This is a genomic window from Streptomyces sp. NPDC000348 (assembly GCF_042898795.1).
Taxonomy (GTDB): domain Bacteria; phylum Actinomycetota; class Actinomycetes; order Streptomycetales; family Streptomycetaceae; genus Streptomyces.
Genome location: NZ_JBIAZD010000006.1, coordinates 363,365 through 378,234, shown reverse-complemented (window position 1 = coordinate 378,234; position 14,870 = coordinate 363,365). Strand labels below are relative to the sequence as shown.

Below are 14,870 nucleotides of genomic sequence, written 5' to 3'. Positions count from 1 at the left end.
CCCATCGTCAACGATCACAGCCCGCGGCGCATTCCTGACCGGGAAATTCATGCCTGGTAGAGCGCCTCGACCTCGGTTTCGTATGCCTTCTCGATCGCCCTGCGCTTCAGCTTCAGCGACGGGGTGAGCAGCCCGTGCTCCTCGGTGAACGGCTGTGCCAGGATGCGGAAGGTGCGGATCGACTCGGCCTGCGAGACCAGGGTGTTGGCCGCGACCACGGCCCGCCGCACCTCCGCCTCCAGATCCGCGTCGCGCACCAGCTCGGCCGGTGACAGCCGCGGCCTGCCGTGCATCGCCAGCCAGTGCTCGACGGCCTCCTGGTCCAGGGTGACCAGCGCGGCGACGTACGGGCGGTCGTTGCCGACGACGATGCACTGGCCGACCAGCGGATGGTCCCGCACCCGCTCCTCCAGCACCCCCGGTGAGACGCTCTTGCCGCCGGAGGTCACCAGGATCTCCTTCTTGCGGCCGGTGATGGTGAGATAGCCGTCCTCGTCGAGGGAGCCGAGGTCACCGGTGGCCAGCCAGCCGTCGCGCAGGACCTCGCCGGTGGCCTCGGGGTCGTTGAGGTAGCCGGCGAAGACGTTGTCGCCGTGCAGCCAGATCTCGCCGTCGTCCGCGAGGTGCACGGTGACCCCGGGAATGGGCCGGCCGACCGTTCCGTAACGGGTGCGCCCGGGCGGGTTGGCGGTGGCCGCCGCCGTCGACTCCGTGAGTCCGTACCCCTCGTAGACGTGCACGCCCGCGCCCGCGAAGAACAGCCCGAGCCGGCGGTCCATCGCCGAACCGCCCGACATGGCGTGCCGGATCCTGCCGCCCATCGCCGCCCGGATCTTCGCGTAGACGAGCCTGTCGAAGAGCCGGTGCCGCATCCGCAGCGCCGCGGACGGGCCGGGCCCGGTGCCCCAGGCCTTCGCCTCCACCGCGTCCGCGTACGCGACGGCCACGTCGACGGCCTTCTCGAACGGCCCCGAGCGGCCCTCCCGTTCCGCCCTGCGCCGCGCCGCGGTGAACACCTTCTCGAAGATGTAGGGCACGGCGAGGAAGAACGTGGGCCGGAACGCGGCTAGATCGGGCATCAGCGCCGCCGCGTTCAGCTGCGGCTGATGGCCGAACTTCACCCTCCCGCGGATCGCCGCCACCTCCACCATCCGCCCGAAGACGTGCGCGAGCGGCAGGAACAGCAGCGTCGACGCCTCGTCGCCCCTGCGGGAGTGGAACACCGGCTCCCAGCGCTCGATCACGGTGTCCGCCTCGTACATGAAGCCGCCGTGCGGGATCACGCAGCCCTTGGGGCGGCCGGTGGTGCCCGAGGTGTAGATGACCGTCGCCACCGAGTCGGGGGTGACCGCCCGCCGGTGCCGGTGCACCACGTCGTCGTCGAGGTGCGCGCCCGCGTCGTAGAGCTCCTGCACCGCGCCCGCGTCGAGCTGCCACAGCCGGCGCATCCGCGGCAGCCGGTCGATGACGGTGGCGATCGTCATCGCGTGGTCCTCGTGCTCCACGATCGCGGCCGTCACCTCCGCGTCGTGCAGCATCCAGGAGCACTGCTCGGCGGAGGAGGTGGGGTAGACGGGCACGACCTGCGCGCCGATCGTCCACAGCGCGAAGTCGAAGAGCGTCCACTCGTACCGGGTGCGGGACATGATCGCGACCCGGTCGCCGAACCGGACGCCGCCCGCGAGGAGGCCCTTCGCGAGGGCGAGCACCTCGTCGCGGAACTCCGCGCTGGTCACGTCCCGCCACCGGCCGGTGGCGTCCTTGCGGCCGAGCGCGATGCGCGACGGGTCCTCCTCGGCGTACCGGAAGACCACGTCGGCCAGACCGCCCACCGGGGGCTCCAAGGCCAACGGAGGGGTGGTGAACTCGCGCAATCCCGCTCCCCGTTCCTCGGCGCCCGGAAGGGTGCGGCGACGTCCCCGTCCCGCACGGCGCCGTGAAAGCTACCCCACGCGGACGGAGGGCGGGGAGGGGGCGGGAACCGGGCGGAGTCCTCGTCCGCACCGGCCAGGGGAGGGAAAAGCGCTCATACGGGAATGGGCCGGACAGAAATCTGACGGTGGAGCACGATTCGGTGGAGCAATCTCCACCGAATCCGTACGGTCCCCTGACCGTCCTTCGGTGCGCCGCACGGGCCCCCGGTCCGGGCGTGCGCGCCCGCCGGGACGTCACCCCCGCCCGCCCCGGTGCAGCCGGTCGCCGCCCGCGAGGATCGCCGACGCCAGCGCTTCCGCCGCCCCCTGCGCGGACGGGCGGCGCCGCCCGTGCACCACCACGAAGTCCACCTCGCCCGGTTCCGGCAGCCCCGCCCGCTCCGGCATCCGCACCAGTCCCGGCGGGATCAGCCCGCGCGAGTGCACCATCACCCCGAGCCCGGCGCGGGCCGCCGCGAGCAGTCCGTTGAGGCTGCCGCTGGTGCACACGATGCGCCACTGACGGCCCTCCCGCTCCAGCGCCCGCAGGGCGAGGGCCCGGGTGATGCCCGGCGGCGGGTAGACGATCAACGGCACCGGACGGTCCGGGTCCGGCCGCAGACCCGGCGCGCCGATCCACACCAGCTCGTCGTGCCAGACCAGCTCGCCCCCCGGGTCCTCGGGCCGCCGCTTGGCCAGCACCAGGTCCAGCCGGCCCGCCGCCAGCCGCTCGTGCAGGACGCCCGACAGCTCGACCGTCAGCTCCAGGTCGACCTCCGGGTGCTCGTGCCGGAACCGCTCGAGGATCTCCGGCAGCCGGGTCAGCACGAAGTCCTCCGACGCGCCGAACCGCAGCCGTCCGCGCGGCCGGGTGCCGGTGAAGAACTGCGTCGCCTGCTCGTGCACGTCCAGGATCCGCCGGGCGAAGCCGAGCATCGCCTCGCCGTCCTCGGTCAGCTCCACCGCATGGGTGTCCCGGGTGAACAGCTGACGCCCGGTGGCCTCCTCCAGCCGCCGTACGTGCTGGCTCACCGTCGACTGGCGCAGCCCGAGCCGCCGCGCCGCCTGCGTGAAGCTCAGGGTCTGCGCCACCGACAGGAACGTCCGCAGCTGCGTCGGGTCGTACATGCGGCCAGGGTAGCGGCGGTCATCGCGGAACGTGATGACAGTGAGAGCGGTATACGGGATTCCCGATCACGGTGGGAGGGAGCAGGATGGGGAGGGGACGTCCCTGGGGTCCCTGGGCACAAGCGTGAGTACGAGCAAGTGGAGCACAGTGAAACGCCTGCGTTGGCCGAGCCGGCTGCCGATCGACCCGTACATCCTGCTGCTGCTCGGGACGGTGGGCCTCGCCGCGCTGCTCCCCGCCCGGGGGACCGGTGCCGACATCGCCTCCGGCGCCTCCACCGCCGCGATCGCCTTCCTGTTCTTCCTCTACGGCGCCCGGCTGTCCACCCGCGAGGCCCTGGACGGGCTGAAGCACTGGCGGCTCCACGTCACCGTGCTGGCCTGCACCTTCGTCGTCTTCCCGGTGCTGGGCCTGGCCGCCCGCGGACTCGTCCCGGTGTTCCTGACCGACCCGCTCCACCAGGGTCTGCTCTTCCTCACCCTGGTCCCGTCCACCATCCAGTCGTCGATCGCGTTCACCTCGATCGCCCGCGGCAACGTGCCCGCCGCGATCTGCGCCGGCTCCTTCTCCTCGCTGGCCGGCATCGTCGTCACCCCGCTGCTGGCGGCGACGCTGCTGGGCGACGGCGGGGGCGGGTTCTCCGCCGGGTCGGTGGTGAGGATCGTGCTCCAGCTGCTGGTGCCGTTCGTCGCCGGGCAACTGCTGCGCCGCTGGATCGGCTCCTTCGTCTCCCGGCACCGGAAGGTGCTGGGGCTGGTCGACCGCGGCTCGATCCTGCTCGTCGTCTACACCGCGTTCAGCGCGGGCATGGTGCAGGGCGTCTGGCACCGGGTGAGCCCCGCCCGGCTCGGCGCCCTGCTCGCCGTCGAGGCCGTCCTGCTCGCCGTGATGCTGCTGCTGACCTGGTACGGAGCCAAGGCGCTGCGGTTCGGCCGGGAGGACCGGATCGCGATCCAGTTCGCCGGCTCGAAGAAGTCGCTGGCCGCCGGGCTGCCCATGGCGAGCGTGCTGTTCGGGGCGCAGGCCTCGCTGGCCGTGCTGCCGCTGATGCTGTTCCACCAGATGCAGCTGATGGTGTGCGCGGTGATCGCCAAGCGCCGCTCGCACGACCCCGTCGGGGAGGTCGCCGCCGCGGACCGGGCCGGACGCCCACGAACCGGGGCCGGTACGGGGACACGTTCCGGCTGAGCGGCACGGCGGCCCCGGCCGGGAGCAGGCCCGGTACGGCGCCACCGCGGTCGGCCCCTCGGCGCCCGGGCCGTCGTGAACACCCGCACGGGACACCCGGAGGCGAGGGGGCCGGGACTCCCGGGCGCCGGGTGCGTCCGGCGAACGCCGAGGCGGGGCCCCGCGGCGCAGGGGGCGCTCCCCGCCGACGGGACCCCGCCGCCGTGCAGCGGGGGACCGGTCAGCCCCGGGCGGCCGCGGCCCGCAGGGCGACGCGGTCCTCACCCGCGTACACGTTCATGGAGCTGCCCCGCAGGAAGCCCACCAGGGTCAGACCCGTCTCCGCCGCCAGGTCCACGGCCAGCGAGGACGGCGCGGAGACCGCCGCCAGCATCGGGATGCCGGCCATGACCGCCTTCTGCGCCAGCTCGAAGGAGGCCCGGCCGGAGACCAGCAGGATCGTCCGGGACAGCGGCAGGTTCCCGCTCTGCAGGGCCCGGCCGACCAGCTTGTCGACCGCGTTGTGCCGGCCCACGTCCTCCCGTACGTCGAGCAGCCCGCCGTCCTCGTCGAACAGGGCCGCCGCGTGCAGGCCGCCGGTGCGGTCGAAGACCCGCTGGGCCGCGCGCAGCCGGTCCGGGAGGCTCGACAGCAGCTCCGGCTCCACCCGCAGCGGGGGCGTGTCGGCGATGGGATGGCGGGCCGTCGTGCGCACCGCGTCCAGGCTGGCCTTGCCGCACAGACCGCAGGAGGAGGTGGTGTAGACGTTGCGTTCCAGTGTGATGTCCGGGACCACCACACCGGGGGCCGTCTTCACGTCGACCACGTTGTAGGTGTTCGAGCCGTCGGCCGTCGCGCCCGCACAGTAGACGATGTTCTGCAGGTCCGCGGCGGTCGCGAGCACTCCCTCGCTCACCAGGAACCCGGCCGCCAGGGCGAAGTCGTCCCCCGGCGTGCGCATGGTGATCGCCAGCGGTCCGCCGTTCAGCCTGATTTCCAGGGGTTCCTCGGCGACGAGCGTGTCGGGGCGGCTGGAGACCGCCCCGTCCCGGATGCGGAGCACCTTGCGTCGTTCCGTGACTCGTCCCATGTCCCACCAGTTCCGCTCAGTCCCGGTTCCGTACGTGCGAAAAGCCGAAACGGCCCTTGACGCACAGGTTGCCGTGGGTCACCGGATCGTCGTGCGGTGAGGTGACCTTCACGATCTCATTGTCCTGCACATGGAGGGCGAGGTCGCAGCCCGCTCCGCAGTACGCGCACACGGCCGTCGTCCGTGACTGCCGTGCCTCGTCCCGGGTACCCGCCGCCCGCGTGTCGAACTCGGATGTGAACGACAGGGTCCCGGCCGAGCAGACCTCGACGCAGTCGCCGCGGTACACACGGGCCGAGTCGGTCAGCGGGGCGTCGTGCCCGACGGCGACCCGGGCGTCGAAATCCCGGCCCGCGACCGGGATCGGGAAGGTGTTCCGCCACGGGTGGCGTCCAGGACCGTCGCTCCCTCGGGCGCCCGGACCGGCTCGCCGCCCGGGGTGAGCTCCAGCAGGCGGCGGGGCATCCCCAGCGGTGTCACCGGTCATGCGTACGCCCCCGGACGGTCGATGGCGGATTCCACGGCGTTCCACGCGGTCCGCCCCGGACCGCGGATCGAGGCGTCCCGCATCGCGCGGCCGGCCTCGCGCAGCAGGGCGATGCCGGCGGCGGCGCCCGTACGTCCGGCGATCCGGCGCAGAGCCTCCTCCTGGCGGACGGGGCCGACCCGGCAGGGGACACCGAGGACCACGAAGGCTGCTGAATCCCTGTCGACCAAATACTGTCTACAGTATGGAGATGGCCCCGGCAAGGCTTTGTGCAGTACCGGTGGTTGTCTGCTCAACCGCCTTCTCAACGGCCTCCGCCGTCCCTACGGTGGGGGACTCATGAGTCCCCCCGTCGCACCGCCGGGCTGGAGCCGCTGGCTCGTGCCGCCCGCCGCGCTCTCCGTCCACCTCTCCATCGGCCAGGCCTACGCGTGGAGCGTGTTCAAACCGCCGCTGGAGTCGGCGCTCGGCCTCAGCGGCACCCAGAGCGCGCTGCCCTTCCAGCTCGGCATCGTGATGCTCGGCCTGTCCGCCGCCTTCGGCGGCACCCTGGTCGAACGCCGGGGCCCGCGCTGGGCGATGACCGTCGCCCTGATCTGCTTCTCCTCCGGCTTCCTGCTCTCCGCCCTGGGCGCGGCCACCGATCAGTACTGGCTGATCGTCCTCGGCTACGGCTTCGTCGGCGGCGTCGGCCTGGGCATCGGCTACATCTCGCCCGTCTCGACGCTCATCAAGTGGTTCCCGGACCGGCCCGGCATGGCCACCGGCATCGCCATCATGGGCTTCGGCGGCGGCGCGCTGATCGCCTCGCCCTGGTCGGCGCAGATGCTCGAGTCCTTCGGCGGCGACAACGCGGGCATCGCGCTCGCCTTCCTCGTGCACGGGCTGACGTACGCCGTGTTCATGCTGCTCGGGGTGGTGCTGGTGCGGGTGCCGCGCGCCGCGCGTCCGGCGGCCGGCGGGCCCGCCGTGCTCGGCGGACCGCAGGTCTCGGCCCGTTCGGCGGTGCGCACCCCGCAGTTCTGGCTGCTGTGGCTGGTGCTGTGCCTGAACGTCACCGCGGGCATCGGCATCCTGGAGAAGGCCGCGCCGATGATCACCGACTTCTTCGCGGACACCTCCGCACCGGTGTCGGCGACCGCCGCCGCGGGATTCGTCGCCCTGCTGTCGGCGGCCAACATGGCGGGCCGCATCGGCTGGTCGACCACCTCCGACCTCATCGGCCGCAAGAACATCTACCGGGTCTACCTCGGCGTCGGCGCACTGATGTACGCGCTCATCCTGCTGCTGGGCGACTCCTCCAAGCCGCTGTTCGTGCTGTGCGCCCTGGTGATCCTCTCCTTCTACGGCGGCGGCTTCGCCACGGTCCCGGCGTATCTGAAGGACCTCTTCGGCACCTACCAGGTCGGGGCGATCCACGGCCGGCTGCTCACCGCCTGGTCCACGGCCGGTGTGCTCGGACCGCTGATCGTGAACCGGGTCGCCGACCGTCAGGAGGAGGCGGGCCGGCACGGTCCGTCCCTGTACGGTCTGTCACTGGTCGTCATGATCGGACTGCTCGTCGTCGGCTTCGTCGCCAACGAGCTGATCCGGCCCGTCCACCCCCGCCACCACGTCCCCGGCACCGAGACGCCCGAGGAGGCCGCCGATGACCGGCGACAGCAGCCAGAGTCCGCCTGACCCCGACCGCCGCGGGCTGATCGCCTTCACCTGGCTGTGGGTGGGGGCGCCGCTCGCCTACGGGCTGTACGAGCTCGTGCGCAAGGCGACACAACTGTTCACCGGCTGACCGCGGAGCCGGGGCGCCCCCTTCGGGAGCTGACCGAAGCCGACAAGCCCCGTACCCGTTTCCTGTCGCTTCACCTGCCCCCGTACCGGTGAGTCACTGATCAGACTGGTGCATCCCGCACCCGACCCACCGAGGGGGACCCACCCATGATCGGCTCGCGCATCGCCGCCGTCGGCCACTACCAGCCCGCCCGGGTCCTCACCAACGAGGACCTGGCGGGCATGGTCGACACCAGCGACGAGTGGATCACGAGCCGGGTGGGCATCCGCACCCGCCACGTCGCCGGCCCCGACGAACCGGTCGACGAGCTGGCCGCGCACGCCGCCGCCAAGGCGCTGGCGGCGGCCGGCCGGACGCCCGCCGAGATCGACCTCGTGCTGGTCGCCACGTCCACCGCCATCGACCGCTCGCCCAACATGGCCGCCCGCGTCGCGGCCCGGCTCGGCATGCCCGGGCCCGCGGTCATGGACATCAACGTGGTGTGCGCCGGCTTCACCCACGCCCTCGCCACCGCCGACCACGCCGTGCGGGCCGGCGGTGCGAGCCGGGTGCTGGTCGTCGGCGCCGACAAGATGACCGACGTGACCGACTGGACCGACCGGACCACCTGCGTGCTCGTCGGCGACGGGGCGGGCGCCGCCGTGGTGGAGGCCTGCGCCCCGGGCGAGGCGGCGGGGATCGGGCCGGTGCTGTGGGGCTCGGTGCCCGAGATGGGGCACGCGGTGCGGATCGAGGGGACCCCGCCGCGGTTCGCGCAGGAGGGGCAGAGCGTCTACCGCTGGGCCGCCACCCAGTTGCCCGCCATCGCCCGCCGGGCCTGCGAGAAGGCGGGACTGGCCCCCGAGGACCTGGCGGCGGTCGTGCCCCACCAGGCCAACCTGCGGATCGTCGAACCCCTCGCCCGCCGGCTCGGCGCCGTCAACGCCGTCGTCGCCCGCGACGTCACCGAGTCCGGCAACACCTCGGCCGCCAGCATCCCGCTCGCCTTCTCCAAGCTCGTCGAACGGGGCGAGGTGTCGACCGGCGACCCGGTGCTGCTCTTCGGCTTCGGCGGGAACCTGTCGTACGCGGGACAGGTCGTGCGCTGTCCCTGAGCCCGTCGCCCCGTTCGCCGTACGGGTGTGACAAGGCCGACTCGGAGCCCCCTGGCGCCTGCGCGCCGTAGACTGTAGACAAAAGACAATCATTACCGGCGTTGCGGTGCACCGGCGTTCGCGGCGGTGCACGGCGCCGCCGAGGAGGGGGACCGCGATGCTGTCGGCCGGACTGCCCCAGGGGGCGGTGCCCAAGCTCGAACGGCCCGGACCGCTGCGCGACCGGGTCTACGAGGCGCTGCTCGAACTCATCACCACCCGCGCCCTCCGGCCCGGCCAGCATCTCGTCGAGAGCGAACTCGCCGGCCACCTCGGCGTCTCCCGCCAGCCGGTGCGCGAGGCGCTGCAGCGGCTCAACACCGAGGGCTGGGTCGATCTGCGGCCCGCGCAGGGCGCGTTCGTGCACGAGCCGACGGAGGAGGAGGCCGACCAGCTCCTCACCGTCCGCACACTGCTGGAGGCGGAGGCGGCCCGGCTGGCCGCGGGCAACGCCGACGACGCGGGCGTGGCAGCACTGGAGGAGATCCTGGCCGAGGGCCTCGAGGCGGTCGCCGCCGACGACGTGGACGCCGCCGTCGCCCTCAACGCCCGTTTCCACGCCAAGATCATGGAGCTGGCCGGGAACGCCGTGCTCGCCGAACTCGCCGCCCAGGTCGACCGGCGCGTGCGCTGGTACTACACGCCCGTCGCCCGGCAGCGCGGCGGACAGTCCTGGGTCGAACACCGGGAGCTGATCGCGGCCGTCGCCGCCCACGACGGGCAACTGGCCACCCGGCTCATGCGCGAACACACCGAGCACACCCGGCGCTCGTACCACGCGCGCGCCGAGTCCTGAGCGGTTCGACCGCACCTTTTGACCCCATTGAGGGCTCGCTCCCCGGCCTTGCGGGGGCTCCTTTGTCCTGCGAGTGGAAAAAGTAGGGGGCAATTCCTGCGCGACTTCTTCCCACCTCCGGCAGGCGCTGCTACTTTCCCATCCGAAAGCACGCCACACACGTGGCCGGAATCCGGCGCACACAGGCCGATCGAGGCGGGGAGGGGCTCGTGAGACGTATGACAGCGCGACCCGCCAACGCCCACCAGGCGCGGCTGCTCAGGCTGCTGCGTGACGGTGGTCCCAACTCCCGCGCCCAGCTGGGCGACCAGGTCGACCTCTCCCGGTCGAAACTGGCCGTGGAGGTGGACCGGCTGCTGGAGACGGATCTCGTCGTGGCCGACGGACTCGCCGCCTCGCGCGGCGGCCGGCGCTCCCACAACATCCGGCTCAACCCGCACCTGCGTTTCCTCGGCGTCGACATCGGCGCGACCTCGGTCGACGTCGCCGTCACCAACGCCGAGCTGGAGATCCTCGGGCACATCAACCAGCCCATGGACGTGCGCGAGGGACCGGTCGCGGTCTTCGAGCACGTGCTCGCCATGGCCGCGAAGCTGAAGGCCTCGGGGCTCGCGGAGGGGTTCGACGGCGCCGGCATCGGCGTCCCGGGCCCGGTCCGCTTCCCCGAGGGCATCCCGGTGGCTCCGCCGATCATGCCGGGCTGGGACGGCTTCCCCGTGCGGGAGGCGCTCAGCCAGGACCTCGGCTGCCCGGTCATGGTCGACAACGACGTGAACCTGATGGCGATGGGGGAGCAGCACGCGGGCGTCGCCCGCACCGTCGCCGACTTCCTCTGCGTCAAGATCGGCACCGGCATCGGCTGCGGCATCGTCGTCGGCGGTGAGGTCTACCGCGGTACGACGGGCAGTGCGGGCGACATCGGGCACATCCAGGCCGTGCCCGACGGCCGTCCGTGCGCCTGCGGCAACCGGGGCTGTCTGGAGGCCCACTTCTCCGGAGCGGCCCTCGCCCGGGACGCCACGGAGGCCGCCGAACAGCGGCTCTCCGCCGAACTCGCCGGACGACTGGAGGCGAACGGCACGCTCGGCGCCGCCGACGTCGCCGCCGCGGCCGCGGCCGGTGACGCCACCGCCCTCGATCTGATCCGCGAGGGCGGCAACCGCACCGGCCAGGTCATCGCCGGCCTGGTCAGCTTCTTCAACCCCGGCCTGGTGGTGATCGGCGGCGGAGTGACCGGCCTCGGCCACACCCTGCTCGCCGCGATCCGAACCCAGGTCTACCGCGGCTCGCTGCCCCTGGCCACCGGCAACCTGCCGATCGTGCTGGGGGAGTTGGGGCCCACCGCCGGAGTCATCGGCGCGGCCCGGCTCATCAGCGACCATCTCTTCTCACCCGCGTAAGCAGCTCCACCGCCTCTTCGCCGCACCCGCTCCAGGCACCACCGCTCCACCGCATCCGCGTCACGGCACCCGTTCCAGGCACCACCGCTCCACCGCTCCACCGCATCCGCGTCACGGCACCCGTTCCAGGCACCACCGCTCCACCGCATCCGCGTCACGGCACCTGCTCCAGGCACCACCGCTCCACCGCATCCGCGTCACGGCACCCGCTCCCCGCACCCGCTCCCACCGCACGGAACGGTCCACCCGTACAGGCACGCCACCGCCCTACCCAGCCCTGCCCGAAAACGCCTGCCCCGCAAGGGGATCGCCCTGACACCGGCCCGTACGCCCGCCGAGGGGAATCCGCATGGCACCACAACCACCGCTGCTCAGCATGTCCGGCATCACCAAGTCGTTCCCCGGAGTCCGGGCCCTGGACGGCGTCGACCTCGACGTCCAGGCCGGCGAGGTGCACTGCCTGCTCGGCCAGAACGGCGCCGGGAAGTCCACCCTGATCAAGGTGCTGGCCGGCGCCCACCAGCCCGACACCGGCACCATCCGCTGGCGCGGCGAGGACGTCACCCTGCGTTCGCCGATCGCCGCCATGCGCCTCGGCATCGCCACCATCTACCAGGAACTCGACCTGGTGGAGCACCTGTCGGTCGCCGAGAACGTCCACCTGGGCCACGAACCGACCGCCGCCGGTTTCGTCGTCCGGTCGGGAGCGGCCAAGTCGTCGACGGCGCACCTGCTGAAGCGGCTCGGGCACCCCGAGATCGACCCGGCCCGGCCGGTCGGCGAACTCCCGGCGGCACAGCAGCAGATCGTGTCCATGGCGCGGGCACTCTCCCACGACGTACGGCTCATCGTGATGGACGAGCCGTCCGCCGCGCTCGACCCGGACGAGGTCGACAACCTCTTCCGCATCGTCGGCGACCTCACCGCCGACGGGGTCGCCGTCGTCTACATCTCGCACCGCCTGGAGGAGATCCGCCGCATCGGCGACCGGGTGACCGTGCTGAAGGACGGCCGCGCCGTCGCCGGCGGGCTGCCCGCGAAGTCCACGCCGACCCGCGAGGTCGTCGCGCTGATGACCGGGCGCAACGTCGAGTACGTCTTCCCGGAGCGGCCGGCCGCCGCCCCGCGGGGCGAACCGGTGCTCACCGTCGAAGGACTGTCCCGCCGGGGCGAGTTCGCCCCGCTCGACCTCCAGGTGCGGCCCGGGGAGATCGTCGGGCTGGCCGGACTCGTCGGCTCGGGGCGCTCCGAGATCCTGGAGACCGTCTACGGCGCCCGCAAACCGGACACCGGCCGGGTCCTCGTCGACGGGCGCCCCCTGAAGCCGGGCAGCGTACGGGCCGCCGTGCGCGCCGGACTCGGGCTCGCCCCCGAGGAACGCAAGGCGCAGGCCCTGCTGATGCTGGAGTCCGTCACCCGCAACGTGTCGGTCTCCTCCATGTCCCGCTTCGCGAAGGCCGGCTGGATCGACCGGGGCGCCGAACTGGGGGCGGCCCGCGCGGCGGTCCGCGAGCTGTCGCTGCGGCCCGACAACCCGGACGTGCCCGTGCGCACCCTGTCCGGCGGAAACCAGCAGAAGGCCGTGCTCGCCCGCTGGCTGCTGCGCGGCTGCCGGGTGCTGCTGCTCGACGAACCCACCCGCGGCGTCGACGTCGGCGCCCGCGCCGAGCTCTACGCGGTCGTCCGCCGGCTGGCGGACGAGGGCCTCGCCGTGCTGCTGGTCTCCAGCGAGGTGCCCGAGGTGCTCGGCCTCGCCGACCGCGTCCTGGTGCTGCGCGAGGGCAGCGTCGTCCACACGGCGCCCGCCCGCGAACTCGACGAACACCGTGTACTCGACCTGGTCATGGAAGGAAGCCCGGCGTCATGACGCAGCCCGTCTCCCCGCCGCGGGACAGCGCCCCCAAGGTGCCGTCGGCCGGCGAAACGCCCGCCTGGCGCGCCGTGCTGTTCCGCGCCGACGTCCGCACGCTGTCGCTGCTCGGCGTGCTCGCCGTACTGATCCTCATCGGCGGCGTCACCAAACCCGACGAGTTCCTGGACACCCGCAACCTCCAGCTCGTCCTCACCCAGGCCTCCGTCATCGGTGTCGTCACCGTCGGCATGACCTTCGTCATCATCTCCGGCGGCATCGACCTGTCGGTCGGCGCGATCGTCGCCCTCGCCTCGGTGTGGGCCACCACCGTCGCCACCCAGGAGTACGGCTTCGGCGGCATCCTCTTCACCGCCGTCCTCGTCGGACTGGGGTGCGGTCTGGTCAACGGGGTGCTCATCGCCTACGGCGGGATGGTCCCGTTCATCGCCACCCTCGCCATGCTCGCCTCCGCCCGCGGCCTCGCCCTGCAGATCACCGACGGACGGACGCAGATCGTCACCGTCGAGGGCGTCCTCGACCTCGGCGAGCGCGACTCCTACGTGCTCGGCATCCCGCCGCTGGTCCTGGTGTTCGCCGCGGTCACCGTCATCGGCTGGCTGCTCCTCAACCGGACCACCTTCGGCCGCCGCTCCGTCGCCGTCGGCGGCAACGCGGAGGCCGCCCGGCTGGCCGGCATCGACGTACGCCGCCAGCGGCTCTACCTCTACCTGCTGTCCGGGCTGTGCTGCGGCATCGCCGCCTTCCTGCTGATCGTGCTGGCCGGCTCCGGCCAGAACACCAACGGCAACCTCTACGAACTCGACGCCATCGCCGCCGCGATCATCGGCGGCACCCTGCTCACCGGGGGACGGGGCACCATCGTCGGCTCCGTCCTCGGCGTCCTGATCTTCACCACGATCACCAACATCTTCGCCCTGAACAACCTGCAGAGCGACGTCCAGCAGATCGCCAAGGGCGCGATCATCGTCGCCGCCGTGCTGGTCCAGCGCCGTACCGCGAGCACGACCTGAAGAAGGGGTTCACCGCCATGCCAGAGTTCACCAGCCGCAGAGGGCTTCTCTTCGGAGCGGCCGCCGTCTCCGCCGGCGTCCTCGTCACCGGCTGCACCAGCAACGAGTCCAGCGACGACGAGCCCGCCGCGAACGACCGGCCGGCCGCCGACGACAAGCCCGGCAAGCAGGTCACCATCGGCTTCGCCGGACCGCAGGCCGACCACGGCTGGCTCAACGCCATCAACGACAACGCCAAGAAGCGGGCGGAGAAGTACTCCGACGTCACCCTGGAGATCACCGAGGGATCCAACGACACCGCCCAGCAGATCGGCCAGATCGAGACCCTCATCAACAAGAAGGTCGACGTCCTGGTGATCCTGCCCGCCGACGGCAAGGCCCTCACCCAGGTCGGGCTGAAGGCGATGCGCGCCGGCATCCCGGTCGTCAACCTCGACCGGATCTTCAACACCCCGCAGGCGTACCGCTGCTGGGTCGGCGGCGACAACTACGGCATGGGCCTCAACGCCGGCCACTACATCGGCGAGAAGCTCAAGGGCAAGCAGGGCGCCAAGGTCGTCGAGCTGGCCGGCCTGGACAACCTGGAGCTGACCAAGCAGCGCACCCAGGGCTTCGACGACGCGCTGAAGAACTACCCCAACATCCAGAAGGTGGCCCGCCAGGCCGCCGAGTTCACCGTCGAGTCCGGCCAGGCCAAGACGGCCCAGCTGCTCCAGGCGCAGTCGCGGATCGACGCGCTGTGGAACCACGACGACGACCAGGGCGTGGGCGCGCTGCGCGCCATCGAGCAGGCCGGGCGCGACGAGTTCCTGATGGTGGGCGGCGCGGGCGCGCTCGCCGCCTTCCAGGCCATCAAGGCCGACGACGGTGTCCTGAAGGCGACCGTCCTGTACCCGCCGACGATGGCCGCCTCCGCGATCGACCTGGCCCGCGCCCTCGGCCAGGGCAAGGGCGTCGGCGGCCTCGCGGAGTTCGAGATCCCCTCGTCGGTGACCTGCTACTCGGCCGTCGTCGACAAGGAGAACGTGGACCAGTACATGTCCACCGGCTTCAAGTGAGAAGCCCCGCCCCACGGGCCTGACC

12 protein-coding genes and 2 pseudogenes are annotated in these 14,870 nt (G+C 72.3%); 9 read left to right on the top strand and 5 right to left on the bottom strand.

What is annotated here, in order from left to right:
* Window positions 1–47 precede the first annotated feature (47 nt).
* Entirely contained in the window at window positions 48–1,874 is a 1,827-nt protein-coding gene (locus tag ACFY3N_RS15300) for an AMP-dependent synthetase/ligase (RefSeq protein WP_390817140.1), read from the bottom strand.
* A 294-nt stretch (window positions 1,875–2,168) separates the two neighbouring features.
* Window positions 2,169–3,041 carry a LysR family transcriptional regulator gene (locus ACFY3N_RS15295; RefSeq protein ID WP_390817139.1) on the bottom strand — a complete coding sequence of 291 codons (873 nt, stop codon included), beginning with the start codon at window positions 3,039–3,041 and terminating at the stop codon, window positions 2,169–2,171.
* A gap of 148 nt (window positions 3,042–3,189) precedes the next feature.
* Here ACFY3N_RS15295 and ACFY3N_RS15290 point away from each other — a divergent pair, with 148 nt between their 5' ends.
* A complete protein-coding gene (locus ACFY3N_RS15290; protein WP_390817138.1) occupies window positions 3,190–4,230 on the top strand; it encodes a bile acid:sodium symporter family protein in 1,041 nt (346 codons plus the stop codon).
* Window positions 4,231–4,450: 220 nt separating this feature from the next.
* Here the strand turns inward: ACFY3N_RS15290 and fdhD are convergent, their stop codons facing one another.
* The 3 genes and pseudogenes from fdhD to ACFY3N_RS15275 form a co-directional block, all read right to left on the bottom strand.
* A complete protein-coding gene (gene fdhD / locus ACFY3N_RS15285) occupies window positions 4,451–5,299 on the bottom strand; it encodes a formate dehydrogenase accessory sulfurtransferase FdhD (protein ID WP_390817137.1) in 849 nt (282 codons plus the stop codon).
* A gap of 16 nt (window positions 5,300–5,315) precedes the next feature.
* Window positions 5,316–5,681, bottom strand: a pseudogene (locus ACFY3N_RS15280) (Fe-S-binding domain-containing protein); the annotation flags it as partial.
* 101 nt (window positions 5,682–5,782) lie between these two features.
* A pseudogene (locus ACFY3N_RS15275) lies at window positions 5,783–5,977 on the bottom strand (NADH-ubiquinone oxidoreductase-F iron-sulfur binding region domain-containing protein); the annotation flags it as partial.
* Between the two features lie 148 nt (window positions 5,978–6,125).
* On the opposite strand from ACFY3N_RS15275, the gene ACFY3N_RS15270 reads away from it, so the two are divergent.
* The 8 genes from ACFY3N_RS15270 to ACFY3N_RS15235 all read left to right on the top strand — a co-directional run bounded on the left by ACFY3N_RS15270 (window position 6,126) and on the right by ACFY3N_RS15235 (window position 14,845).
* A complete protein-coding gene (locus ACFY3N_RS15270) occupies window positions 6,126–7,466 on the top strand; it encodes an OFA family MFS transporter (RefSeq protein ID WP_390817136.1) in 1,341 nt (446 codons plus the stop codon).
* Window positions 7,435–7,575, top strand: a complete 141-nt coding sequence (locus ACFY3N_RS15265; RefSeq protein WP_390817135.1) for a hypothetical protein — start codon at window positions 7,435–7,437, stop codon at window positions 7,573–7,575. The genes ACFY3N_RS15270 and ACFY3N_RS15265 overlap by 32 nt, the downstream gene beginning before the upstream one ends.
* Before the next feature lie 146 nt (window positions 7,576–7,721).
* A complete protein-coding gene (locus ACFY3N_RS15260; RefSeq protein WP_390817134.1) occupies window positions 7,722–8,669 on the top strand; it encodes a beta-ketoacyl-ACP synthase III in 948 nt (315 codons plus the stop codon).
* A gap of 157 nt (window positions 8,670–8,826) precedes the next feature.
* Window positions 8,827–9,504: a GntR family transcriptional regulator gene (locus ACFY3N_RS15255; RefSeq protein WP_390817133.1), complete on the top strand. Its 678-nt coding sequence runs from the start codon at window positions 8,827–8,829 to the stop codon at window positions 9,502–9,504.
* Window positions 9,505–9,722: 218 nt separating this feature from the next.
* Complete coding sequence (locus tag ACFY3N_RS15250) at window positions 9,723–10,904, top strand: ROK family protein (RefSeq protein WP_390817132.1); 1,182 nt, start codon at window positions 9,723–9,725, stop codon at window positions 10,902–10,904.
* Window positions 10,905–11,253: 349 nt separating this feature from the next.
* Window positions 11,254–12,771: a sugar ABC transporter ATP-binding protein gene (locus ACFY3N_RS15245; protein ID WP_390817131.1), complete on the top strand. Its 1,518-nt coding sequence runs from the start codon at window positions 11,254–11,256 to the stop codon at window positions 12,769–12,771.
* On the top strand, window positions 12,768–13,787 hold the full coding sequence (locus ACFY3N_RS15240) for an ABC transporter permease (protein WP_390817130.1): 1,020 nt from the start codon (window positions 12,768–12,770) through the stop codon (window positions 13,785–13,787). The genes ACFY3N_RS15245 and ACFY3N_RS15240 overlap by 4 nt, the downstream gene beginning before the upstream one ends.
* Window positions 13,788–13,804: 17 nt before the next feature.
* Complete coding sequence (locus ACFY3N_RS15235) at window positions 13,805–14,845, top strand: substrate-binding domain-containing protein (RefSeq protein WP_390817129.1); 1,041 nt, start codon at window positions 13,805–13,807, stop codon at window positions 14,843–14,845.
* The last annotated feature ends 25 nt before the right edge of the window (window positions 14,846–14,870 follow it).

Excerpts from the sequence above, each read along its gene's own strand:
- ACFY3N_RS15295 (WP_390817139.1), bottom strand. The coding sequence starts at position 3,041 with ATGTACGACCCGACGCAGCTGCGGACGTTCCTGTCGGTGGCGCAGACC.
- fdhD (WP_390817137.1), bottom strand. The coding sequence starts at position 5,299 with ATGGGACGAGTCACGGAACGACGCAAGGTGCTCCGCATCCGGGACGGG.
- ACFY3N_RS15270 (WP_390817136.1), top strand. The coding sequence starts at position 6,126 with ATGAGTCCCCCCGTCGCACCGCCGGGCTGGAGCCGCTGGCTCGTGCCG.
- ACFY3N_RS15265 (WP_390817135.1), top strand. The coding sequence starts at position 7,435 with ATGACCGGCGACAGCAGCCAGAGTCCGCCTGACCCCGACCGCCGCGGG.
- ACFY3N_RS15260 (WP_390817134.1), top strand. The coding sequence starts at position 7,722 with ATGATCGGCTCGCGCATCGCCGCCGTCGGCCACTACCAGCCCGCCCGG.
- ACFY3N_RS15255 (WP_390817133.1), top strand. The coding sequence starts at position 8,827 with ATGCTGTCGGCCGGACTGCCCCAGGGGGCGGTGCCCAAGCTCGAACGG.
- ACFY3N_RS15250 (WP_390817132.1), top strand. The coding sequence starts at position 9,723 with ATGACAGCGCGACCCGCCAACGCCCACCAGGCGCGGCTGCTCAGGCTG.
- ACFY3N_RS15245 (WP_390817131.1), top strand. The coding sequence starts at position 11,254 with ATGGCACCACAACCACCGCTGCTCAGCATGTCCGGCATCACCAAGTCG.
- ACFY3N_RS15240 (WP_390817130.1), top strand. The coding sequence starts at position 12,768 with ATGACGCAGCCCGTCTCCCCGCCGCGGGACAGCGCCCCCAAGGTGCCG.
- ACFY3N_RS15235 (WP_390817129.1), top strand. The coding sequence starts at position 13,805 with ATGCCAGAGTTCACCAGCCGCAGAGGGCTTCTCTTCGGAGCGGCCGCC.